Consider the following 24,110-nt stretch of genomic DNA (forward strand, 5'->3'; position numbering starts at 1 on the left):
CTTATGAACGATATCGAGAGCCTGACTGAGAAGCATAAAAAAATCCGTAATCCCTGAGAGATTACGGATTCTTGCAGAACTGCCGGATCGTTCAACCGATCATTTTTGTCTTAACTGATCGGCATTACGGCCATCAGCCGCCCTTTCAGTATTACTGCGCGGGAGCATCCTGTGAACTGCCTGCGCTTGCCGGGACATTGCTTTCACTGTCTCGACCGTTTTTCTTGTACACAATTTTCTGGCTGTCATTTTCGCAGTGACCCACTACCTGGCCGCCCGCTTGATCGGCCTGATCGTTAGGCACGATATCCAGCGTAAAGTCCGATTCGGCCACGCCATTACTGACGATCTTCTTACTGATATCCGCTTTAACGGTTTCACAGGAAGCCTGCGCCAGCATCGGCAACGCCAGCATTGCCATCAACATCACTGCATTACGTTTTTTCATCACACTCTCCTTGGTTCTGAATTCCCTGGAAAACTATAGCAGCAACAGCGAATTAAGGGGCGACCGTACGGCCGGTACGACGATCAAGGCAGCGCAGAGTGTTCGGTTCCCAATACGCATTGACGTTATAGCTCTTCTCGCAGCTATCACGGGTGTCGAAAGCTTTATCGGTTTTATCGAACTCTTTCTCGACGCGCGTGTTGACCTTATTGCGCAGATTCTTCGTGTCGTTCCACTGTTCTTTGCTTTGGCGCGCGGCTTCGTTGCTGGAAGCACTGTTGCCGTTCTCAATGATCAGGCGGTCAGTTTGGGCCGATGCCAGCGGTGCAGTCAGCAGCGCGCCGCAGGTTAACGTCACAGTCAGCAGGAGAGAAAACAGGTTTTTCATTGTGATTTCCTTTAGTTAACACCAGCACAGCCAGAAACCCGGCTGTCACAACCATGAGGGCTAGTATATCATCGCTGCAACTTTGCTCACCAGCGGTGAGCCTTTTGTTTAGGCGAGAGAGAGATTTTCTATGCTGGTGAAAACCACTTTACTGTTTTTTTTGACTGCGATTGCCGAAATTGTCGGCTGTTTTCTGCCGTGGCTGTGGCTGAAGAAGGGAATGAGCGCGTGGCTATTGTTACCTGCAGCGGCAAGTCTGGCGCTGTTTGTCTGGCTTCTGACCCTCCATCCAGCGGCAAGCGGCCGGGTATACGCGGCTTACGGGGGTGTCTATGTGGTGACAGCGCTGATTTGGCTGCGCGTGGTGGATGGCGTCAAGCTCAGTACATGGGATTGGATTGGCGCGCTTGTAGCGTTTAGCGGCATGTTGATTATTGTCGCCGGTTGGGGCCGGGCGTAAGCGATGGGCGCAAACTGTGCGCCCGTGACAATATTCAGCCTTTATGCACTTTCAGACCCGCAAGCGTCTGGGAGACCGGCATGATTTCCAGCGTATTGATATTGACGTGTTTAGGCAGTGTCGTGACCCAATACACCGCTTCAGTGACATCTTCCGCTGTCAGCGCGGTGGTGCCTTCGTAAACGGCATCCGCACGCCCATCATCGCCTTTGAAGCGCACATTAGAAAACTCGGTGCCACCCACTAATCCCGGCTCGATATCGGTGACGCGCAGCGCGGTACCGTGCAAATCGGTACGCAGATTGAGGCTGAACTGGCGCACGAATGCTTTGGTCGCGCCATATACGTTGCCGCCCTGATAAGGCCAGCTGCCCGCGATGGAGCCGATGTTTACGATGTGACCGACATTGCGCTCCACCATGGCGGGCAGCACGGCACGCGTCATATACACCAAACCTTTGTTATTGGTGTCGATCATGTTTTCCCAGTCTTCAATATTGGCTTTGTGCGCGGGCTCGATCCCTAATGCCAGACCGGCATTATTCACCAGCACGTCGATTTGACGCCACTCTGCGGGCAGCGCAGCGATAGCTTCATCGATAGCGGCGCGATTACGCACATCCAACTGAACGGTATAAAGGTTGGCACCCAACTCCTCTTTCAGCTCTTTCAGACGCTCTGCGCGGCGTCCGCTGGCAATCACTTTATGACCATTAGCGATGAAGCGACGGGTGATGCTTTCACCAAAACCGGCGGTGGCGCCAGTGACAAAAATAATCATCTCACTGTTCCTTAAACAATTGTACGTCAATGTTAACCAATTGATTTTAAATTTAAAAACCAACAATGAAACTCTACGAATTATGGGCGGGGGAAGCGAGATCATTTTGTGAGTGCCTGGTTGAGCAAATTTACCCGGCTGTACTCAGCTCTCCAATCCATAAACCGTATACATCATAAACCATCTATGCAGGCTCATGGTCTTTGTGCGTTGCGATAAATGTGGGATTAGCCGCTGTGGAGGGCATTTAACCTGCGCAACAATCTGGCTTTGAGGAGGGCGGAGGCACGGGCACAGCGCTGCGTAACGTGGGTCAATTCATGCTAACAGGTTGCATGCTTTGGTTGATTCAAGACATGCTGCTTTTATGACTCACCGAGCCTGACGTGTGCTATCTGGCTGGCGGTGAGAGGTATTCAATTCATAACCGGATTCGGCCTGCTGTTTGCTCAGCGTTGCGAACGAAAGCGAACCTGGCATCGCGGTTTATCACCACGATACCAGGCGCCTGTTTAGCTCAGTGAATCAGAAAGAACTCCAGTTATCCTCTGGGGAGTTTCCCGCTGTAGCCAGCGCTGTACGCGATTTTAGCGGAGAGAGAACCGGCTTTTTGACGTGACTTTCTGATTTCGGTGTCATGGCATCAGCGCTCTCCATCAATTTAAACGTGCTGACCAGTTCTGCCATTACGGCGGCCTGCTCGGACATGGACTGGGCTGCACTGGCTGACTCTTCAACCAACGCCGCATTCTGCTGCGTGGTGGTGTCAATTTGCCCCATCGCGATATTGATTTGACCAATACCATCGCTTTGTTCGCGGCTGGCATGGGCAATTTCTTCAATCAGCTGCGTCATATTGTGGATATCAGACACAATACTGGTCATTCCCTGATCGGCTTTCACAACCAGCTCCCTGCCTGACGTCACGCGTGCAACCGTGTCATCAATCAGTGTTTTGATCTCGCGCGCGGCACCCGCGCTGCGCTGCGCCAGACTACGCACTTCACTGGCAACCACCGCGAAGCCTCTTCCTGATTCTCCCGCTCGCGCAGCCTCAACAGCGGCATTCAGTGCCAAAATATTGGTCTGGAAAGCAATGCCATCAATCACCTTAATAATTTCGGACATTTTCTGCGAATCGTTCGAGATTTCCTGTATGCGTGTCGAAACATCGTTCATTACAGCACCGTTGTCTCTGACCGCGGAGGCCACGCCACTGACAAACTGGCGCGCCTGCTCAGTATTACTGGCGGTATTGCTCAGCGTTGAAGTCAGCTCTTCTAACGTGGCGGCCGTTTCCTCCAGGCTTGCTGCCTGTTCATCGGTACGAGAGGCCAGATCATTGTTGCCACCGCTGATTTCACTGGAAGCAAGCGCGATGTTGTTGGCACCTTCACGCACGCGGAGCAGCACGCCCGAGAGTTTTTCAACAAAGCGGTTGAATGCCGCTGATATCTGCGCCAGCTCATCTCCGCCACGCACTTCCAGGCGACGCGTCAGATCACCTTCCCCTGAAGCAACGTCTTCCAGGGCGTCGCGTAAAATGGCGAGGCGACGCAACTGCTGGTTGAACACCAGCCCGGCAATCAGCGCGGTAATAATCAGACTCACCAGGGTGATGAGGATGCTTTCCCGCTGTAATGTCGTCAGCGATGCCGTCACTTCATCACGATCAACGGCGATCACCAGTGACCACGGCGTCCCTTTTACCGGAGAGGCGTAAACGAACTGCTGTTCACCGCCGATGATCAGTTCAGCATGCCCACCCTGACTGGCCAGATTTTGGATAACTTTGAGGTCGAGTGAAGGTGACAACTCAGTGACCGGCTTGAGAATAAGGTCTGACTTCGGCGCGGCAATCAATTTACCGCTGCTGTCCACCAGGAATGCAAAGCTCTTCTCCAGTGGATGAATCGCATTCACCGTATTGGAGACGGTATCCAGGTGCAGATCGCTGCCGATCACACCCAATGTTTTTCCGTTATCGACAATCGGCTGAGCAAAAGTAATGGTCAGCTTGCCGGTTGAGGCATCAACATAAGGGTCCAGCAACACCGGATGGCCAGCTTTTACCGTTTCCAGATACCACGGACGCTGGCTGCCATCATAGGTGGCTGGCATAGGATGGACGAACACATGGGAATGAGGCTCAGGATAGACGATATAGGCATCATCAAACTCGCCAGCTTCGATCGCCGCACGCAGAAAAGGGACCGCATCGTCATGACGACCAAAAGCCGTTTTGATCGAACCGGTGATACGTTGTTTCTCTGCCGCCCAGCCAGCCAGTTCCGCCGCATGAACGCGGGAGAGTTGGCCAATGTGCTCATCAATGCTTTCAAGTGTCTTTCCACGCACGGTGGTGTAGGTAAAAGTGGCAAGTGCGATAAGGGATACTGCCGTGATGACCACGCTGATAGCGATTAAACGCGAGCGTATTGTTTTAAACATGTTTGACCTTCCACCCAACTGGATCACATTAGAGGTTTGTTTTTTCCAGAATGCGTCCTGCGTCACTGAAAATACGGAATACGTATTCAGTTATCGGTAACCCCATCTAAAACTGTAGGGAAACGATTGCGCGGTGGAAGAGTATTCAGTCACTAAAAAGGGGAAGGGAGTTAGCGTGCCCGTCATCCTGATAATGAGAGACGGGCACACTTTCCTTAACGAAGCGAGCGCTCGAATGCACTCGCTGATACCGCTTAATTTAACGCGACGAGGGACAGCTGATGCGAGTCGGTATAACGGTCAGTGGCCAATGGCATCGCATCCTCATCAACCTGAAACTGCGTCACCGACTGCTGCAAATTCACCACCTGCTGTTGCAGTGAGCTGGCAGCGGTAGCCACTTCAGCCACCAGTGAGGCATTCTGTTGTGTTACGCCATCCATCTGCTGGATAGCGATATTGATCTGCGAGATGCCGCGCGTCTGTTCGCCGGATGCCAGCATCACTTCATCCATGATATCGACCACTTTTTTCACATCGAGCATCACTTCATTCATGGTGACGCCAGCATCTTTAACCAGTCCTGAACCCTGCTCAATATTGCTGAGCGAGTCATTGATCATCAGGCCAATTTCCTTCGCGGCGGTGGCGCTGCGCTGAGCCAGCACTCGAACTTCCGAAGCGACCACCGCAAAACCGCGTCCCGCTTCTCCTGCACGCGCGGCTTCAACTGCTGCGTTCAAGGCCAGCAGGTTAGTCTGGAAGGCAATGCCGTCAATCACACCGACGATGTCGCCGATTTTTGCCGAGCTTTTCTCAATAGAACTCATGGTGGTGACCACTTCAGACACCACTGTTGCACCACGCGAAGCAGAATCTGAAGCCTTCTGCGACAATGCGTTAGCTTTGCGCGTGTTGTCCTCATTGTTTTTCACTGTCGCCATAATCTGCTCCATGCTGGATGCCGTCTCATCCAGTGAGGCCGCCTGTTGCTCAGTCCGGCTGGAGAGGTCGATGTTGCCCGTCGCGATTTCTTCAACGCCGGAGCCGATCGCATCGGTGCCACTGCGGACCATCAGCACCATGTTTGCCAGGCCATCGCGCATACGCTGTACCGCGGCAAACAATTGCGCAATTTCATTTTTACCGGAGATATCGATGCGCGCACGTAAGTCACCTTCGGCGATGCGATCAAACACGTTGATCACATGATTGAGAGGCTTAACGATAAGATTGGTCATCACCGACCAGGCCAGCGCGGCCAACACCAGCGCACAGGCGATACAAAAGTACAGCGTAAACGCCATATGCTGAACCCGGTCGCTGGAGTCACTGTAGGCAACATCAATACTTTTAATTTTAAAGGCCACCAGCGCTTTAGAGGCTTTATCAAAGGCACCGTATAACGCCGTTGATTTCCCTGCACGCTGGCGGTATTCATCCAGTTTGCCTGCTTCGAGCGCGGCAAAAGCCGGATCGATAAACTCTTTCATCAGCGCATCGCGTGTGGTGGCCATTTCAGCCGCAATTGGCTTCTCTGCTGAGGATTGTGGATATTTCAGATATTCCTGCCATTTCGCACTGGCGTTATCTATTTTACCTCTGGCGCGCTCAAGCGCGACTTTGGCTTTTTCGGCATCGCCACTGCCGACCAGTGATTCATATAAACGCAAATCCAGTCGTCCACGTAATAAAAGTTCTGAGCTTTCATTGAGCGCCACCAGGCCCGGTAAAACTTCGGTATCAACGGTGGCAAAGGATTTATTGCCAGACTGTACGGCAAATAACCCTAAAATACCGACGAACAGCAATAATGCTGTTAATGAAAAAACCATGATGCTGAGGGCGGTGCGGATCTTTATTCTATGAAACATAACTATTCCCTGAGAACGTTTAATTGAAAAAGATGAAGGCGTAGTAACAATGATTTTTTTATTAAAAGGGGAAGTCATGAGTGTGACTTCCCGTCAACAGGCGGATTTAACCCAAATACTAAGGCTTAGCGGTCTCGGCTAAGAAGGTCTGCAGTTTTTTATTATAAAACTTTGCTTGCATCATAGTGCCATGACCGCTGGTTTCAGCACTGGCCGGAATGAGCAGTAACTCCGCTTTCTTTATCTTGGGCAATTCACTCTGCAAAATGCCGGTTTCAACCGGATTACGTTCATCATCTGCTGAATTAATGATCAGCATGGGTGCGGTAATACGGTTCAACCCAGGCATGGCATTATAATTTGCCGACGAACCCCAGATATAAATGAAATCGTTGGCATCCGCGGTAACAGGCGCAGCAAGACGTGCATCCACCAGTTTGTCTGCCAGCGCGCGCGTCGGAGCTTTATGTTGATAAGCGAGCGTACCGCCGGTGGTGGCAATACTGAACATGATATTGGCGGTTTTAAGCGTAGGGGGTTGCTGTTGATAGTTGCCTTCAGCCCAGGCAGGATCGCCTTTGATCGATTCAATCAGCATGCGGCGAAGCATCCAGTTGCGTCCGGATAACTCATTCGGCTGCGACGCCATCGGGACCAGTGCATCCATCATGCCGGGATATTTTTCACCCCACAGCCACGTCTGCATCCCGCCCATGGAATAGCCCATCACCAGGCGTAAATGCGAAATGCCCAAACCTTCTTTAATCAGCCGATATTGTGCTGTCACCATATCGTCGTAATCGTAATGCGGGAAGGCCATTCTCAAGCCATCAGAAGGTTTGGATGATTTTCCTGAACCAATGCCTTCCGGGATGATAATAAAATACTTGCTGGCATCCAGCGCCTGTCCCGGGCCAAATAACTCCCCGGCAAATCCCGGTGCCAGTAAGGCACTCAGAGGTTGATTGGTTCCGTGCAGTAATAATACCGCTGGTTTATTCTTATCACCTAAAGTAATGTAGTGAATGCGCACATCTTTTAATTTTTCACCGCTATTAAAGCTAAATCCTTTTGCGGTCCAGTCAGCTTCTGTCGGCGTGGGTAATGAACTGGCTGCGTGCGTTAAGGGTGATACAGTTAACAGAATGGCACTGGCCACTCCTGATATCATGCGATTAAACATAAACGTCGCTCTTAAGTGATGATATTCCCTGGAAGGCTGATATTAGTTTTAATAGAGATAAATCCCAATTAATATCAACGGGATTCAAGGAAAAGCAGACAATAATCTTCTTTTTTGAGTTTTAACGAGACGATTTTTATGCGGTTTTTCTTATGCTAATACATCCGCATGCCATGATGATGTTTAACATTTCTGTATTAATTCTCTTATTTCATCTGTCTCATCGTATTCCCTCTCATTTGTTTTCACTATCAGCGCTTATTAGCACACCCAAATCCTTCCTCTGCCACACCGAAATCTTACTGAAGTAAAATCTGTGCACTACAAGCGTGCGGCGCTGCACTTAAATGGCGCGCAGTTCGTGTTGTCATTACGCTTGTTTCCGCAGACATCTCATATCTGACACGCTTTTTATCCCCATGCAATCGGTTGCTAAAACAAGCAACCGATTGCGCATTCGATTGCGGTTCCAAAGGGACATGAAATTGATTGAGGTGTAGATAAGTTATTGATAGATAGTAATATTTTTATAAATCGTCATTGGCATAGCGTTTGCAATAAACCTTGAAGGCAACTCATTGCACTTTTACTTATCAAGGAACCGTTATGCCTTACGCCTCTGAAACGCTACTGCGCGCCAGCTTTTTTGATTTCACCGCACTGGCTTCCCAGCCCGATGATATCGCTGCGCATGCGCGCTACCTCGAAGACGGCTTGCTGACGTTGCGCGCGGGTAAGGTGGTGTCACTTGAAAGCTGGGAGATTGCAGAAGGGCGTGTTGATACCGCCACGGTGATTGACCTGCGCGGCAAGCTGATCGTGCCGGGCTTTGTGGATACACATATTCACTATCCGCAAACGGAGATGATTGGCGCATTTGGCGAACAGTTGCTGGAGTGGCTAAACCAATATACTTTTCCGGTTGAGAGCCAATATCACTGCCCGGATCATGCTGCGCAGATGTCAGCCTTCTTCCTGCAACAGCTGTTGTCTAACGGCACTACCACGGCGCTGGTGTTTGGCACGGTGCACAAACAATCGGTCGATGCGCTGTTTCATGCCGCGCAACAGCTGGATATGCGTCTGATTGCCGGAAAGGTGATGATGGACCGCAACGCCCCCGCGTATCTGACAGAAACGCCGGAAGAGAGCTATCATGATTCACGTGAACTGATTGAACGCTGGCATCAGCGTGGTCGTCTGAGCTATGCCTTGACGCCACGTTTCGCGCCCACCTCCTCGCCAGAACTGCTGGAGAAAGTCCGTCAACTGCGCAGCGAGTTCCCGGATACCTGGCTGCACACCCATCTGAGCGAAAATCAGCAGGAGATCGCGTGGGTCAAATCGCTGTTCCCGGAGCGGGAGGGCTATCTCGATGTTTACCACCATCATCAGCTCACCGGAAAGCGCAGCGTCTTTGCACACTGTCTGCATCTGGAAGAGAACGAATGGCAATGCCTGCACGACACCGATTCCTCTATCGCATTTTGTCCGACGTCGAACCTGTTTCTTGGCAGTGGCCTGTTCAATATTAAACGCTGTTGGCAGCAGGGCGTGCGCATGGGCATCGGCACCGATGTCGGCGCAGGCACCACCTTTAATATGCTGCAAACGCTGGGTGAAGCGTACAAAGTTGGGCAGTTGCAGCAGTACAAACTCAGCGCCTGCGAAGCCTTTTACCACGCGACGCTGGGCGGCGCGCATGCACTGGACATCGACGATAAAATTGGCAATTTCAATCCCGGTAAAGAAGCGGATTTCGTGGTGATCGACCCGGCGGTTTCGCCGCTGCAAAAGCTGCGTAGCGGTAATAGCAAAGATATCTGGGAACGCTTATTTGTGATGATGACGCTGGGAGACGACCGCAACATTGCGCAAACCTGGGTCAGCGGCAAACCGGTGTGGCAGCGCGATCGAGAAGAGGCAACGGTATGATCCAGTTTCTGCTGAATAATCGGCTGGTCACCGAAACGGCCTTAGACCCGAATCTGACCGTGCTTAACTACCTGCGTAGCCATCAACAGCGGCGGGGAACCAAAGAGGGCTGCGCATCAGGTGACTGCGGTGCCTGTACGGTGACGCTGGGAAAAGTGGTGGCGGGGCGAATGCAGTATCAGGCCATCAACAGTTGCCTGACGCTGGTTAGCAGCCTGCAAGGCAAACAGCTGATCACCGTGGAAGATTTGAAACAGGGCCGTGAACTGCACAGCGTGCAGCAGGCGATGGTGGATTGCCACGGCTCGCAATGCGGCTACTGTACGCCGGGCTTTGTCATGTCGCTGTTCACTTTGCAGAAAAATACACAGGGCTGGAATCGGCAGCAGGCTGAACAAGCGCTGGCAGGCAATCTGTGTCGCTGCACGGGCTACCGGCCAATTATGGCCGCTGCACAGCAAGCTTGTGAGCAATCCGCAGAAGATAATTTTACGGCGGATGAGTCGGCACTGGTTCAGCGCTTACAGGCGTTGGATAACCGGGAAGTACAAATTCTCGAAGCCAACGGCAGTCGCTGTTTCGTCCCTAAAACCTTGGCACAATTGGCGACGCTGTATCAGCAGTATCCTGAAGCGCAACTGTTGGCCGGCGGCACCGATCTCACTTTGCAAATTACCCAGCAGTATCAACGTTTACCGCTGTTAATCGCGTTGGAGCAGGTTGAGGCGTTAAGCGTCTGTTCTGAAGATGATCGAGAGATTCACCTGGGTGCCGCTACGCCGCTTCATTATTGCTACCATTTCCTGGCGGCGAGAATTCCTGCCTTCAGTGCCACACTGGAGCGCTTTGCATCATTACAGATCCGCAATCAGGGTACGCTCGGCGGCAATATCGGTAATGCTTCACCGATCGGTGATTGTGCGCCCATGTTGCTGGCACTCGATGCGCGATTGGTGTTGCAGCAGGGAGAAAGCCTTCGTGAAGTGCCGCTTGATCAGTTCTTCACTGGCTACAGGCAAACCGTGTTGCAGCCAGGGGAATTCATTCACTCAATAGTGATACCGAAAGTGACGGTGTCACCTGATTTCGTGGCATGGAAAGTGGCAAAACGTCTGGATGATGATATTTCGGCGGTGTTTATCGCCATCAACATTCAGCTTAAAGATGGCGTAGTGGCGCAGGCACGACTGGCATTTGGCGGCATGGCCGCAACGCCTAAACGGGCAACCGCAGCCGAGGCCGCGCTTAATGGTCAGCCACTGAATCAAGCTTCCATTGAGCAAGCCTGCGCGGCGCTCAGCCAGGATTTCCAGCCGTTAAGTGATTTCCGCGCCAGCGCCGACTACCGCTTGCAGGTCGCACGCAATCTGCTGCGTCGTTACTACGCGCAAACCTGTGGTGAACTGACCCTTACCGAGGTGGCGCGCTATGTCTCATAACCGACCCGAACTCAGCGAAACGCTGTTAAAAAGCCAGTTTGCCAGCGAAATGAAAACCGGCGTGGGCCGCAGTCAGAAGCATGAAAGCGCCGATAAACACGTCACGGGCGAGGCGATCTACATTGATGACCGGCCGGATTTGCCTGGCCTGCTGCATCTTTGCCCGCGTCTCAGTGAACATGCGCATGCACGTATTACACATATCGATGTGCAGCCTTGCTATGCCGTGCCCGGCGTGGTGTCCGTGCTAACCTGGCGCGATGTGCCGGGCCTGAATGATGTCGGCCCGTTAGAACCGGGCGATCCGTTACTGGCAATGGATACCGTGGAGTATCTCGGGCAGATTGTGATTGCGGTGGCAGCGGACTCACCCGAAGCCGCGCGCGCCGGTGCTGCCGCCGCCATCATCGAATATCAGCCACTGCCGGCGATCCTGGATGTGCGTGAAGCCCTGGAACAGCGTCACTTTGTGCAGCAGCCGCACGTCCATCAACGGGGTAATGCTGAAGCGGCACTGGCGCGTGCGCCGCATCGTATTCAGGGTGAATTTCATATAGGCGGTCAGGAGCACTTCTATCTGGAAACCCAGACCGCGTTGGTGATTCCAGGTGAAGACGACAGCCTGCAGGTTTTCTCATCGACGCAGAACCCGACGGAAGTGCAGAAGCTGGTGGCCGAAGTGATGGACATCACCATGAACAAAGTCACCATTGATATGCGCCGGATGGGCGGCGGTTTTGGCGGTAAAGAGACGCAGGCTGCGGGTGTGGCCTGCTTGTGTGCGATTGCCGCGCGCCAGACGCGGCATCCGGTAAAAATGCGTCTGGCGCGACGCGATGATATGCGTATCACCGGTAAGCGCCATCCCTTCTTTGTGCGTTACGATGTGGGCTTTGATGAGGAAGGTCGTTTCTGTGGTGTCAAAATCGATTTGGCGGGAAACTGCGGGTATTCCCTCGATCTGAGCGGATCAATTGTTGATCGTGCGATGTTCCACGCCGATAACGCCTATTACCTCGGCGATGCGCTGATCACCGGTTATCGCTGCCGCACGCACATGGCGTCTAACACTGCCTATCGCGGTTTTGGCGGGCCTCAGGGCATGGTGGCGATTGAGCAGATCATGGATCACATTGCCCGCGAGCGCGGACTGGATCCGCTCGAACTGCGCAAGCGCAACTATTACGGCAAGCAGGATCGCAACATCACCCATTACCATCAGCACGTGGAGGATAATCTGCTGATGGAGATAACGGAGCAGCTGGAAGCCAGTAGCGATTACGCCACGCGTCGCGCGGACATCACAGCGTTTAACGCCAGTCATCGTTATATGAAACGCGGTCTGGCCTTAACGCCGGTGAAGTTTGGCATCTCCTTTACCTCCAGCTTCCTCAATCAGGCCGGTGCCTTAATTTTGATCTACACCGATGGCACGGTGCAGCTCAATCACGGTGGCACCGAAATGGGTCAGGGACTGAATACCAAGGTGGCGCAGATTGTCGCGGAAGTGCTGCAAATCGATATCAGCCAGATTCAGGTCACGGCAACTGATACAGGCAAAGTGCCGAACACCTCACCCACGGCGGCCTCCAGCGGGGCCGATCTTAACGGCAAAGCGGCGCAGAATGCCGCGCAGATATTGCGCGATCGCATGACGGAAATGCTGTGTCAGCAGCATCACTGCACGGTCGACGCCATCTCCTTTAGCAATGGCATTGTGCGCGTTGGCGAGTTGCACTTTACCTTTGCGCAGGTGGCGCAGCAGGCGTGGCTGAATCAGGTGCCGTTATCCGCCACCGGATTTTACAAAGTGCCCGGCATCCATTACGACCGCAATGCCGGACGCGGCAAACCCTTCTATTACTTCGCCTATGGCGCGGCGTGCTGCGAAGTGCTGGTGGATACCTTAACCGGTGAATATCGTTTGCTGCGCGCGGATATCCTGCATGACGTTGGCGCCTCGCTCAATCCGGCGCTGGATATTGGGCAAGTGGAGGGCGGTTTCGTGCAGGGCATGGGCTGGTTAACCTGCGAAGAGCTGGTATGGAACGAACAGGGCAAGCTGCTGACAGACGGCCCGGCGAGTTACAAAATCCCCGCCATCAGCGATGTCCCACATGATTTGCGCGTCACGCTGGTAGAGAACCGTAAAAATCCGCAGGACACGGTATTCCATTCGAAAGCCGTGGGTGAGCCGCCGTTTATGCTGGGCATTGCGGTGTGGTGTGCGTTACAGGATGCCGCAGCCAGCGTGGGTAACTACCGCCGCCATCCGCAACTGGATGCACCCGCCACGCCGGAGCGCGTTTTCTGGGGCGTTCAGCGCCTCTCAGGAGCGGATGATGATTTATCATGACTGGATCGCCGTACTGCACAGTTTGCGCGAGAAACGTGAGAGCTGCGTTTTAGTCACCGTGCTGAGCCAGCGCGGATCGGTCCCGCGCGATCGCGGCAGTAAAATGGTGGTCAGCGCCAGCGACACCTATCTCACCATCGGCGGCGGTCATCTGGAATATCAGTGCATTGCGCTGGCGCGCGACATGCTGGAGCAGCGTTGTCTGGAGCCGCGCAGCGAAGAGTTTGCGCTGGCCGCGCGCCTTGGTCAGTGCTGCGGCGGGCATGCCACGCTGCTGTTTGAACCGCTGATGCAGCAGCAACCTGAAATCCAGTTGTACGGCGCAGGCCACGTCGGTCAGGCACTGGTAAACCTGCTGGCAACGTTACCCTGTCACATTACCTGGGTTGATAGCCGCGCCGCCCAGTTTCGCCATGTGCCACCGGGTGTCACGGTGCGTCAGGTAGAGGACCCGATCGATTGCGTCAAAGAGGCCGCGCCCGACAGCTACTTCATTGTGATGACCCACGACCATCCGCTCGATTTGGCGCTAAGCGAAGCCATTTTGCGGCGCGGTGATTTTCGCTATGCCGGCGTTATTGGTTCGGCTACCAAAGCGCAGCGCTTTCGCTATCGGCTGGAAGGCAAAGGGATCGCTGCGGATGCAGTGGCGCGGCTGCGCTGTCCGCTCGGCCTGCCGGATGTGAAAGGCAAACTGCCAGCGGAAATCGCCGTGGCGGTAGCGGGTGAAATCATCAGTGTGTATCAGCGCCAGCAGAGCGGTTGTTGAGTGACGTTGAAACTGCCAGGATAGAAGCATCCCGCCGCACCGGTTGCGGCGTTGCTGATTATCAGGAGCGATAATGACTTCACGAGCCAATCCGTTTTTCACCGTCAGTGCATTGCCCTATCAAACTCCGCCTTTTGACCTGATTCAGGAAGCCGATTTTCTTCCGGCGCTTGAAGCGGGTATTGAAGAGAAGCGTCAGGAAATTGCCGCCATCGCCACTAATCCTGAACCGGCTACTTTTGCCAACACCTATGAAGCACTTGAGCGCAGCGGGCAGTTGTTAAACCGCGTCAATCAGGTATTTGGTGCCATGACGTCAGCCAACACCAGTGATGTATTGCAGGAAGTAGACGAGCTAATCACGCCTAAACTCACGGCGCTAAATGATGAAATCCATCTCAACAGCCAGCTGTTTGCCCGTCTCGATAACGTTTACCAGCATCGCGGCTCTGCCTGTCCGGATGCGGAATCGATGCGTTTGGTGGAAGTGACCTGGCAGCATTTCCAGCTGGCTGGGGCCAGCCTGAGCGACGCAGATAAAGAGCGGCTGCGTGCCTGCAATCAGGAACTCGCCACGTTGAGTACCCGTTTTGGCAATAAGCTGCTGGCGGCGACCAAAGCGGGCGCGTATACGGTGAGCAGCGCAGCGGCGCTGGCGGGATTGAGTGACGAAGAGTTAGCGCATGCTAAAGCCGCAGCGGAGGCGCGTGGATTGCACGGCGAATGGCTGCTGCCGTTACAGAACACCACGCAACAGCCTGCGTTGCAGTCACTGGAAGTGCGCGCCACGCGTGAGGCGCTGTTCAACCAGGCGCTCACACGCAGTGAACAGGGCGATGACAACGACACACGCGCGATTGTGTTACGCATGGCACAGCTGCGCGCAGAGCAGGCTAAGCTGCTCGGTTTCAATACTTACGCCGAGTGGAGTATGCAGGACCAGATGGCGAAAACGCCGGATGCTGCCTTTGCGTTTATGCGAAATATCGTCCCGGCGGCGCGGGCACGCGCTGAGCGAGAAGCGTCAGACATCCAGCAGATCATTGAACAACAGCACCACACTTTCCCGCTGCGCGCCTGGGACTGGAATTTCTATGCTGAACAAGTGAGAAAAGCCAAATACGCCCTGGATGAGAGCCAAATCCGCCCGTACTTTGAGCTGAATAATGTATTGGAAAAAGGCGTGTTCTGGTCCGCCAGCCAGCTGTTTGGCATCCGCTTCCAGCAGCGTCACGATCTGCCGGTGTATCATCCGGACGTCAACGTTTATGAAATCTTTGATGCTGATGATACGCCTTTAGCGCTGTTCTATACCGACCTCTATAAGCGTGATAACAAAAGCGGCGGCGCCTGGATGAGCAACTTTGTTGACCAGACCACGCTGCTGGGCACCAAGCCGGTGATCTACAACGTCTGCAACTACACCAAACCGCAGGCGGGACAACCCGCGTTGCTCAGCTGGGATGAGGTGATCACGCTGTTCCACGAATTCGGTCATGCGCTACACGGTTTATTTGCCACCCAACGTTATCCAAGCCTGTCCGGTACCGCTACGCCACGCGATTTCGTCGAGTTCCCTTCGCAGATTAACGAGCACTGGGCCAGCGATGAAAAGGTGTTTGCCAACTATGCCCGTCATTATCAGAGCGGTGAGGCGATGCCCGTGGAACTGCGCGAGAAGATGGTGCGCGCATCTAAGTTCAACAAGGGCTACGACATGACCGAACTGCTGGCGGCGGCTTTGCTGGATCTGCAATGGCATTCGCTGACCACGCAGGACAACCCGCAGGATGTCAGTCACTTTGAATTACAGGCGCTGGCGGCAGAGAACATCGCGTTAACCACGGTACCGCCGCGTTATCGCTCCACCTATTTCCGTCATATCTGGGGCGGAGGCTATGCAGCTGGTTATTACGCCTATATCTGGACGCAGATGTTGGCCGATGATGGTTATCAGGCCTTTGTTGAACGTGGTGGGTTGAGTCGTGAGAATGGCCAGCAATTCCGCGATCATATTCTTTCACGCGGTAACAGCAGCGATCTGCAACATCTGTGGCTGGCATGGCGTGGAAAAGCACCGGAGATTGGTCCGATGCTGAAGAATCGCGGTTTAGAAGAGGCGTGATAAGTAGGGCGCACGGCGTGAAGTGAACCCCTGTATGGAGTCACTCCCGGCGGTGCGCCCTGGCATTAACCCAACGGGCCACCTTCAATGGTGTCGCACATACCGGCCAGCACTCGCTCGCCGGTTTCGTTTTTCAAATCGGCGTACCACGCAGCGGTGATTTCGGCATCTTTGGCATGCGTCACGTCGCAGCGTTTACGTGCTTTCAACACCAAATCTTTGGTGCGTTCCACGCGGCGCGCCTCGTAGCGCTGCAATCCATCTTCGATACCCAGCGAATGCGAGGCCAGCGTCTGCGCCAGCACCACCGCATCTTCCATCGCGGCGCATCCGCCCTGGCCGATATCTGGCGTGGTGCTGTGGGCGGCATCGCCGAGCAACGCCACACGACCTTTGACGAAACGGCTAAAGGGTTCGATGTCGTGAATTTCAACCCGATTGGTGGTATCGGGGTTGATACTGTCGATCAGGCGCTGCACCGGATCGGCCCAGTCGCTGAAGTAATTCTTCAGATCCTGGCGCAGAGTGGAACGATCTTCGGCTAAGCCTATAGGCAAAGGCACGTCGAAGAAGAAGTAAAAACGATTGCCGCTCACCGGCATCAGGGAGACGCGCTTACCCTCACCAACAAAGGTTGTCCACTGATCGGCTGGGGCGATGCTTTCATCTATGGTCACTAAGCCGTTCCAGTTAACGTAACCGGCGTAACGTCGTTCTACATTTTCACCTAGCACATAGTGGCGGATCACGGAATGCGTACCGTCGGCGGCGATCAGGAAATCGCCTTCAGCCTGACTACCATCATCAAACCAGGCGGTGACGCCGGCGGTGCTTTGCTCGACGTGGGTCACGCGTTTACCGAACTGAATGCGTGAGCGACCATAGGTATCGATCAGCATCGCCTGTAACTCGGCGCGAGCGACCGGATAAGGGTATTCGCCCACCTGCTGCACCAGAGGTGACAGGCTGAAGCGGGTCAGGGTGCTGCCACTGTGCGCATCGTTATAGGCCATAAACGCCATATTGCCGCCCAGCGCCTGCAGTTGCTGTTTCATGCCAAGCGCGTTTAGGCATTTGACGCCGTTGGGCCAGATCGAGATCGCCGCACCGACTGGCTTCATCTCTTTGACCGCTTCAAAAACGGCCGTATCGAATCCTGCTTTCTCCAGCGCAATCGCCGCGCTCATGCCGCCAATGCCCGCTCCAATCACAATCGCTTTCATCACTGTCTCCTTTGTCTACCTGATTACCCCTGCAACTTTCGTACCATTCGTTTTATCTCAAGGGAATTTAATTAAGTCATTGATTGTTAATGGCTGTGTGCAGCTGAGCTATTCACGCACCGCACCGATTTTGAGCAACCATTTGCACGGCGATGGGGCGGCGGAACCCGATCGTGAATCAAATGTTCCAGCATGGCATTTGGCAGAGAAGAGGCCATACTGTTTAGAGCCTTTTCGCGAGGAATTTCCCATGAAGTGGATAATGGTGTTGATGATGCTGTTCAGTGCGGGTGCTATGGCGCAAACCCAGTGGCAACCGCAAAGAAAAGCGCCCGTGGTGCAACTGACGCCGGTGGCGGCCAAATGCGATCTCTCGTCCTGCCAGCAAAACTGTTATGTACAGCAATCGCAATGCAAAAATGACAACGGCGGCGGCTGTGGATCGCTCGCACAAATTTGCGTACAAAACTGTTCGAACGAGTGCCGATAAATGAAATAAATCTGTCATAACAGGGTGCTAGCGTGTTTCCCCGGCAAGGTAATATTCTGATAACAGGGGAAAATAATGAAAACCCGCTATACACTGATTGCAACGGTTTTACTGCTCGCTCAACAGGCCCATGCGACAACACTGCCGCAGGCGGCCGCACTGGCTGCACAAACGTCTACCGGTTCAACCCCAGGCTATACGCAGCTGGAGCAACAGTCGTTGCAGGCTCAGCGCACCTGGCTGCAAGGCGACAGTGCGTCACTGAAACGTGAGCAACTGGAAAAAGCCAAACAGACCAGCACGCAGGCAGACAAAGCCTGGCTGAAAAGCAGTGGCTATGATTTCAACGTGAAGCAAAATCAGCAGGCTGGCATCGCGCTGTTATCAGGTTTCAGCACACTGCCAGACAGCGTATTGACGTCTAACCGCGCCACCGTGACTGATATCAACCTGAATGCCACGCAGAACGTGCGTCATCAGGCGTTGCAGGATGCGGAAGCGATCGGCTCGCTGTATTTCCTGTCTGACGCCATGGGTCCGCGTCTTGGTAAAGCCTTCATCGCGGCTTATGACAAAGGCGAACTGAGCAAAGCCGCAGCGCTGATTAAGGCCAGTGAAGTCAGCACCAGCGCTGCCAAAAAACACTTTAACTATCCGCGCCCGTTCCTGCATGAAGGCAATACCATCCATCTGGTACCCGATGATGTGGTGGTGAAAGACAATGTGCGCTATACCGCGGACGGCGGATCGTTCCCCAGCGGGCACACCAATACCGGTTATACCGATGCGCTGCTGATGGCCGAAATGGTGCCGGAACGCTTTGAGGCACTGGTCACCCGTGGTGCGCGTTATGGATATTCGCGTCTGGTGTTAGGCGTGCACTATCCGCTGGACGTGATGGGTTCACGTATGGTGGCAGAGCGCAACGTGGCGACTTACCTCAACGATGCACGCTATCAGGTGCTGTTCAAAGAGGCGCGCGATCAACTGCGTGCCGCGCTGGAGAAGGAGTGTGGTACTTCACTGGCTGAATGCGCACGCACAACCGGCAAGGACGACCCTTACCGCGCGCCGGATATGAAGCAGTTCTATCGTTTCACGATGAGTTACAATCTGCCAAAAGCCAATGTGAAAAATACGCCGATTCAGGTGCCGCAGGGCGCGGAGATTCTGCTGAAAACCGCGCTGCCTAAACTGTCTGATGCGCAGATTCGTCTACTGATGGTGAAAACCGCCTTGCCAAACGGTTATCCGCTGTCGGGCAATGCCGAGCAATCCTTCTGGCAACGCGTCGATCTGACCGCCGCTTACGCTATGGCGAAGTAATACTGAGGCGGGCACTGTTCGTGAACGGCAGCGCCCGCGTTTTACAGGGAGATATCGAAGGATTTAATTAAATAACAGTTGATTGCATAACAGATGTCACGACCGCAAATGGCTGGTTCGAAAGGCGTCATCGTATTTGCAGGGCAACATTCCCGGCACTTTTTCAAACAGTGCATAGCCCTTCAAACGTCAATCGACAATAAATAACTTTGCACCCTGTGCAGTGGAAGAGCGGTGCGCCTCGGCATTATCGGCAACCTGATAGCTCACACCCGGGGTCAGGGTAAAAGTGCGGCCATCTTTCAGTTCGGTGATCATTTCGCCTTCCAGACACAGCAATATATGACCTTTGCTACACCAGTGATCGGCGAGATAGCCCGGTGAATACTCCACCATGCGCACGCGAATATCGCCAAAACGCTGAGTACGCCACAGCGCAAAACCGCTGTCACCCGGATGTTTTTCAGTTTCGAGGGTGCTCCAGTCGGTAATGCCAAACGGTAGTTGATTGATCTGCACGACGCTATCCTTAATGAAATCGACAAGAGCACAACATTACCGTCTGGCAAAATAATAACCAGCAAATTCAACCCACTTCACGCCACATTTCGCTCATCGCCAACTCCAGTCTTTTGAACACCCGATAACGTGCATCATGAAACGCAAAGCGTTCCGGGCGCGGTTGCAACTCGCCAGGATTAATTTGTACCGCTTGCTGTGCCGCTGCAGCCAGATCGGGCCAGACACCTACGCCGACGCCCGCACAAAGCGCCGCACCCAGCGCGCCAGTCTCTTTGCACTCAGCCACGCAAATCGGAACGCCCAACACATCAGCAAACATTTGCGGCCAGATGCAGCTGCGCGCCGCGCCACCAGAAAGGGTCGCGTGGGTAAACGGAATCCCTGCTGCGCGCAAGCGATCAATGTGTGCGCGATGGGCAAATGTCACGCCTTCAAACAGCGCAAACAGCATATCTGCGCGCGTATGCCAGCCGCTCAAGCCATAAAACCCCGCTTTTGCGGGTTCAGATTTACGACCGGAATAGAGGTAAGGATGATAGAGCGGCAACTGCGGGTTGGGTTCAACATGGGCCACGGTATCACTGCTGTGCGCCGCGCCGTTGCCAGCGCGTCCATCATCAAACTCACGCAGGAACCAGTCGAGATTGGCGGCCGAGGTGGCGCTGGCTTCAATCGCCATAAAGCGATCATTTTCAATAATTGAATTCATAAACACGGGCCGCTGGTAATCCGGTTTATCGACCACCACCTGATTGATGCTCCAGGTTCCTGCGACGATAGAAGCCTCACCGGTTTTCACCACGCCAGAACCAATGGCGCTGGCCACCACATCAAAAATGCCGGCCACCACCGGAATGCCTGACGGTAACCCGGTGAGTTGCGCGGCGCGCGCGGTGACGTGTCCGACCACCGCACAAGACTCGCGCAGAGGCGGCAGCAGGTTAAGCGCCTCTTCAATGCCATACAGCGCCATCAACTCGTGGCTGTAATTGCGCTGTCGATAATCGATTAATCCGGCTCCGGCGGCATCGGAAACCTCAGCGCTGATAGCCCCGCAGAGGAAATGGGCGATGACATCTTTAGCACACAACAAATGGCCGATCTGCGCCCAGCGATCGGGCTGATGCTGTTTAATCCAGCTGATCAGCACGGGCGTGGCGGCGGGCCAGGGCTTCTGCAGCGAAAGTTGATAGATGGCTTTATCGTTACCGCTGGCTTCCAGGGCCTGCACGGTATCGATGGCACGATGGTCAATGGATTGAATGCCGAACAACGGCTGCTGCTGCTTATCAAGTGCATACAGACCGTTACCGTGACCCGCCGCGCCCACGGCAATAACCTCATTCGCCGCGCTGCCCGCCTGTTGCAGGCAGCGCGTGACGGCCACGCTGACCCCGTGCCAGATATCTTCTACCGGACGTTCCGCATAACCTTCTTGCGGCTGGAAGGTTTCTCCCGCACATTCGGCAACCGACAGTACGCGGCCACTGAGATCGAACAGTACCGCTTTGATCATGGTGTTTCCGGCATCTATGCCGAGAAGTTGACTCATATCCGACTCCGATTCACAGACGAAGACGGCGCACCGCTTAAGCGCCGGTGCAGGTAAAACTCAACCCTGCTGATAAATGTCTAATGCGTCCGGGCCGCTAGCGCCCTGATGGATAATTGCCATCAGCGCTTTCACCACGCGTGATGGGTTATCGTGTTGGTACACGTTACGGCCATACACCATGCCGCTGGCGCCTTGCGCCATTAACGCCGCGCTTTTGGCCAGCACCGGTGCCAGTTCGCCTTTGCCGCCACCGCGCACCAGCGTCGGACAGCGCGCCGCTTCCACCACGCGGTGAAAATCTTCCACCTTCTCCGTGGGGTCGGCTTTAATGATGTCGGCGCCGAGTTCACGCGCCAGACGCACCAGCGGCACGATTTTCTCGACATCACCGATCGAACCATACGCCGCGCCTTGTCCTGCCGGCGCCATCACCAGAGGTTCAATCATCAGCGGCATGGCGTAGCGATCGCACGCCTGACGCAGACGGCCGATGTTCTCCACGCACATGCGGAAGATGCCGGGTTCATCGGGGATCAGATAGAGATTCACTACCACCGCAGCCGCATCCATCTGCAACGCGGCGAGGATTGGCTCATCCGGGTTGTGCAACACCGCCCACATTTCGCGATGGCGCGCCGCGTTATAGGCGTTGCCGACATCCGTGCGCATCACCAGCGCCGGTTTTCGTCCCGCGACCTGCTGCAACAGATCGGCCTGGCCGTAATTCACCTGAATGGCATCCGGCTGCGCGGCGATCAGGTTCTCCATCACACCTTCGATGTTCTCTAACCCAATCAGAAAGTCGGGCTCATTCGCAATACCGTGGTCGATAGCCACATCAAGGCACTTACCGTGTTGAAACAGACGATTCATGCGGACTTTATTGCTGACTAACATGGCGTGTTTCCTCCTGGAAAAGAGTGGGGTTGAGATCGGTCAGGCCGTGCTGTCGCGCCAGACTGGCGCAACTGCTTTGCAGATAGTGTTGCAGTTGAGTGGCGTTCCAGCCGCGCAGGTCAGCCATCAGTTGAGCAATTTCGGCCACCAGTGAGGGCGTCAATTCGCCGCAAATCGCCAGCGACGTGCGGCGGACCAGCAGGTCTTCAAGTTGTTGAACCTGCTCATGCTCAATAAGGTAACGAAGTTCCAGCGCGCTATACCCCGCATGATGCTGCAGCGGCTGCTCCCCCTGTTGCTGGATCAATTGCAGGATTGGCAGGGCGCGGCTGCCATAACGGCGGACTAACTGCGATACGCGGGACAAGGGCAGTGAATACTGCTGTGCGAGTTGGGCAAGCCACGCGGTTTGCCCGGAAGGTGCAGGGAAGTCGCGTCCACCGCCGATGGGCAGATCGCCGCTCGACACACGGCGCTTTTCTCCGTTCAGACGCAATACTCGATCCGCGGCTTCTTCACCAAACTGACGAAAGGTGGTCCATTTGCCGCCGACCAGGCATAGCAAGCTGTAAGCATGTGCGGCATCAGGCGGCAGCAGCACCAGCGAGTGATTGCGGGAGATTTGCCCGTTAACTTTGGCGTTGCTGGCCGGAAGCGGACGCACACCGCAAAAGGTGTAGAGAATCGACGATTCCGGCACCACAACGTCAGGAAAAACAAAGCGCAGCGACTCAAGAATGTAGGCTTTTTCCTCCTCTTCACACACCACGCTATCGGGATCGTCCACGCGGATATCCGTGGAACCGAGCAGCACTTTGCCAAACCACGGAAACATAATGCAGACGCGGCCTTCCTGGTTTTCGAAATAGACCATTTCCCCATCGAGCATCTGTAACAGTTTGGGGTGATCAATGATCAAATGCGAACCCTTGGTCCCGCCAATCAGTTTGGTGAAATGTTCCGTGGGCGCCAGACGCTGATTGAGCTGATCTATCCACGCGCCGCCGGCATTCACCAATACATGCGGCTGCAGAGTAAAGTGCTCACCGCTGAGTGCATCCTGTAACGTAACGGATTCGCCATCGGCGCTCACCAGTTGCAAATAATTCAGCGCCAGTGCCTCCGGACAAGCACGCTCGGCATCTTCAATCAATTCATAACCCAGTCGTTCCGGTGCACTGATCCAGGCATCGTAGTAGCTGGCGCTGTATTTCACCCAGGGGGCAAATCCTGGCCAGCGGTCGCGCGTGGCTGCCTCACCGCGCACCTGATGTTTGGGCATCGATCCGTACTGCCTGGTGTAGACATCGTAGAGACTGAGGCCAGTTTTGATCAGCAGAGCGCCGCGGCGTGTGGGTTTGTCGCTCAGACGCAAAAAACGCCGCGTGGCATTGAGCAGTCCGCCGCCAAGGTTGTCGATCGGGACGGTGGTACGCAGCGGAAAAACATAGTGCGCCGCGTTTTTCAGTAGCCGGTCACGCTCCATCACCGACTCTTTGACCAGCGTAAACTCGCCGGTTTCCAGATAGCGCAGTCCGCCGTGGATCATACGAGAAAGCGCACCGCTGGCCGCCTGGCACCAGTCACCTTTTTCCACCAGAACCGCCGGAATACCCTGCAATGCCAGTTCGCGAAAGGTGCTGATGCCGTTGATGCCGCCACCGACAATCAGCACTGGTGTCGTGGTGCGTTGGCGTAAAGCGCTGAGTCGCTGCTCGCGTGTTGCATTATTCTCCATGGATTTCTCCCCGGCTCTTGGCCATTTCGAGTACGCCTGCTGCGGTGGATTAGTCTGATAACGCTTAAACGAGAGAGGGTTACCGCTCGAATCTCATTGGATGCAAAGCGCATTGTTAGATTTAAATCGTTGACGTAAAAAGGAGGTATC

Annotated in this window: 19 protein-coding genes; 8 read left to right on the forward strand and 11 right to left on the reverse strand. The window is 54.4% G+C overall.

Translation table 11 applies throughout. The features are described from left to right. Positions 1 to 151: 151 nt before the first annotated feature. The gene (locus tag F3J37_RS00005) at positions 152 to 448 is read right to left on the reverse strand and encodes a DUF1161 domain-containing protein (protein ID WP_034823436.1); all 297 of its coding nucleotides are present in this window, start codon (positions 446 to 448) and stop codon (positions 152 to 154) included. A 52-nt stretch (positions 449 to 500) separates the two neighbouring features. Beyond that, positions 501 to 836: a DUF1283 family protein gene (locus F3J37_RS00010; RefSeq protein ID WP_045833376.1), complete on the reverse strand. Its 336-nt coding sequence runs from the start codon at positions 834 to 836 to the stop codon at positions 501 to 503. Positions 837 to 966: 130 nt separating this feature from the next. On the opposite strand from F3J37_RS00010, the gene F3J37_RS00015 reads away from it, so the two are divergent. Further along, positions 967 to 1,296, forward strand: coding sequence for a YnfA family protein (locus F3J37_RS00015; RefSeq protein WP_182058113.1), 330 nt, complete (start codon positions 967 to 969; stop codon positions 1,294 to 1,296). 34 nt (positions 1,297 to 1,330) lie between these two features. Here the strand turns inward: F3J37_RS00015 and ydfG are convergent, their stop codons facing one another. The 4 genes from ydfG to F3J37_RS00035 form a co-directional block, all read right to left on the reverse strand. Next, positions 1,331 to 2,077, reverse strand: a complete 747-nt coding sequence (ydfG, locus tag F3J37_RS00020; RefSeq protein WP_166930971.1) for a bifunctional NADP-dependent 3-hydroxy acid dehydrogenase/3-hydroxypropionate dehydrogenase YdfG — start codon at positions 2,075 to 2,077, stop codon at positions 1,331 to 1,333. Positions 2,078 to 2,602: 525 nt separating this feature from the next. Further along, positions 2,603 to 4,528, reverse strand: a complete 1,926-nt coding sequence (locus F3J37_RS00025; RefSeq protein WP_166930974.1) for a methyl-accepting chemotaxis protein — start codon at positions 4,526 to 4,528, stop codon at positions 2,603 to 2,605. Positions 4,529 to 4,782: 254 nt separating this feature from the next. Beyond that, positions 4,783 to 6,402, reverse strand: coding sequence for a methyl-accepting chemotaxis protein (locus F3J37_RS00030; RefSeq protein ID WP_058960495.1), 1,620 nt, complete (start codon positions 6,400 to 6,402; stop codon positions 4,783 to 4,785). Positions 6,403 to 6,520: 118 nt separating this feature from the next. Then, the gene (locus F3J37_RS00035; RefSeq protein ID WP_166930977.1) at positions 6,521 to 7,585 is read right to left on the reverse strand and encodes an alpha/beta fold hydrolase; all 1,065 of its coding nucleotides are present in this window, start codon (positions 7,583 to 7,585) and stop codon (positions 6,521 to 6,523) included. Positions 7,586 to 8,191: 606 nt separating this feature from the next. Here F3J37_RS00035 and guaD point away from each other — a divergent pair. From guaD to dcp, 5 genes are all read left to right on the forward strand, one after another. Further along, positions 8,192 to 9,520, forward strand: a complete 1,329-nt coding sequence (gene guaD / locus F3J37_RS00040) for a guanine deaminase (protein ID WP_166930980.1) — start codon at positions 8,192 to 8,194, stop codon at positions 9,518 to 9,520. Then, positions 9,517 to 10,959 carry a xanthine dehydrogenase small subunit gene (gene xdhA, locus F3J37_RS00045; protein WP_166930982.1) on the forward strand — a complete coding sequence of 481 codons (1,443 nt, stop codon included), beginning with the start codon at positions 9,517 to 9,519 and terminating at the stop codon, positions 10,957 to 10,959. Before guaD ends, xdhA begins: the two co-directional genes overlap by 4 nt. After that, the gene (gene xdhB / locus F3J37_RS00050) at positions 10,949 to 13,315 is read left to right on the forward strand and encodes a xanthine dehydrogenase molybdopterin binding subunit (RefSeq protein ID WP_166930985.1); all 2,367 of its coding nucleotides are present in this window, start codon (positions 10,949 to 10,951) and stop codon (positions 13,313 to 13,315) included. The genes xdhA and xdhB overlap by 11 nt, the downstream gene beginning before the upstream one ends. Beyond that, positions 13,302 to 14,084 (forward strand): xanthine dehydrogenase accessory protein XdhC, encoded by a 783-nt coding sequence (gene xdhC, locus F3J37_RS00055; RefSeq protein ID WP_166930988.1) that lies wholly within the window; start codon positions 13,302 to 13,304, stop codon positions 14,082 to 14,084. Before xdhB ends, xdhC begins: the two co-directional genes overlap by 14 nt. A 73-nt stretch (positions 14,085 to 14,157) precedes the next feature. Beyond that, complete coding sequence (dcp, locus tag F3J37_RS00060) at positions 14,158 to 16,209, forward strand: peptidyl-dipeptidase Dcp (protein ID WP_166930991.1); 2,052 nt, start codon at positions 14,158 to 14,160, stop codon at positions 16,207 to 16,209. 65 nt (positions 16,210 to 16,274) lie between these two features. Here the strand turns inward: dcp and hpxO are convergent, their stop codons facing one another. Then, on the reverse strand, positions 16,275 to 17,432 hold the full coding sequence (hpxO, locus tag F3J37_RS00065) for an FAD-dependent urate hydroxylase HpxO (RefSeq protein ID WP_166930993.1): 1,158 nt from the start codon (positions 17,430 to 17,432) through the stop codon (positions 16,275 to 16,277). A gap of 250 nt (positions 17,433 to 17,682) precedes the next feature. On the opposite strand from hpxO, the gene F3J37_RS00070 reads away from it, so the two are divergent. Then, complete coding sequence (locus F3J37_RS00070) at positions 17,683 to 17,922, forward strand: hypothetical protein (RefSeq protein WP_166930995.1); 240 nt, start codon at positions 17,683 to 17,685, stop codon at positions 17,920 to 17,922. Positions 17,923 to 17,997: 75 nt separating this feature from the next. Next, on the forward strand, positions 17,998 to 19,248 hold the full coding sequence (locus tag F3J37_RS00075; protein WP_166930998.1) for an acid phosphatase: 1,251 nt from the start codon (positions 17,998 to 18,000) through the stop codon (positions 19,246 to 19,248). 189 nt (positions 19,249 to 19,437) lie between these two features. Here F3J37_RS00075 and F3J37_RS00080 read toward each other — a convergent pair whose 3' ends face one another. From F3J37_RS00080 to F3J37_RS00095, 4 genes are all read right to left on the reverse strand, one after another. Further along, positions 19,438 to 19,767 (reverse strand): DHCW motif cupin fold protein, encoded by a 330-nt coding sequence (locus F3J37_RS00080; protein WP_166931000.1) that lies wholly within the window; start codon positions 19,765 to 19,767, stop codon positions 19,438 to 19,440. A gap of 67 nt (positions 19,768 to 19,834) precedes the next feature. After that, positions 19,835 to 21,322, reverse strand: a complete 1,488-nt coding sequence (locus F3J37_RS00085) for an FGGY-family carbohydrate kinase (protein ID WP_166931003.1) — start codon at positions 21,320 to 21,322, stop codon at positions 19,835 to 19,837. A 60-nt stretch (positions 21,323 to 21,382) separates the two neighbouring features. Next, positions 21,383 to 22,222, reverse strand: a complete 840-nt coding sequence (locus F3J37_RS00090; protein ID WP_097117109.1) for a class I fructose-bisphosphate aldolase — start codon at positions 22,220 to 22,222, stop codon at positions 21,383 to 21,385. Next, positions 22,206 to 23,960 (reverse strand): glycerol-3-phosphate dehydrogenase/oxidase, encoded by a 1,755-nt coding sequence (locus tag F3J37_RS00095; protein ID WP_166931005.1) that lies wholly within the window; start codon positions 23,958 to 23,960, stop codon positions 22,206 to 22,208. The genes F3J37_RS00090 and F3J37_RS00095 overlap by 17 nt, the downstream gene beginning before the upstream one ends. Between the last annotated feature and the right edge of the window lie 150 nt (positions 23,961 to 24,110).

It is taken from the genome of Candidatus Pantoea communis (genome assembly GCF_011752685.1).
GTDB classification, from domain to species: Bacteria; Pseudomonadota; Gammaproteobacteria; order Enterobacterales; family Enterobacteriaceae; genus Pantoea; species Pantoea communis.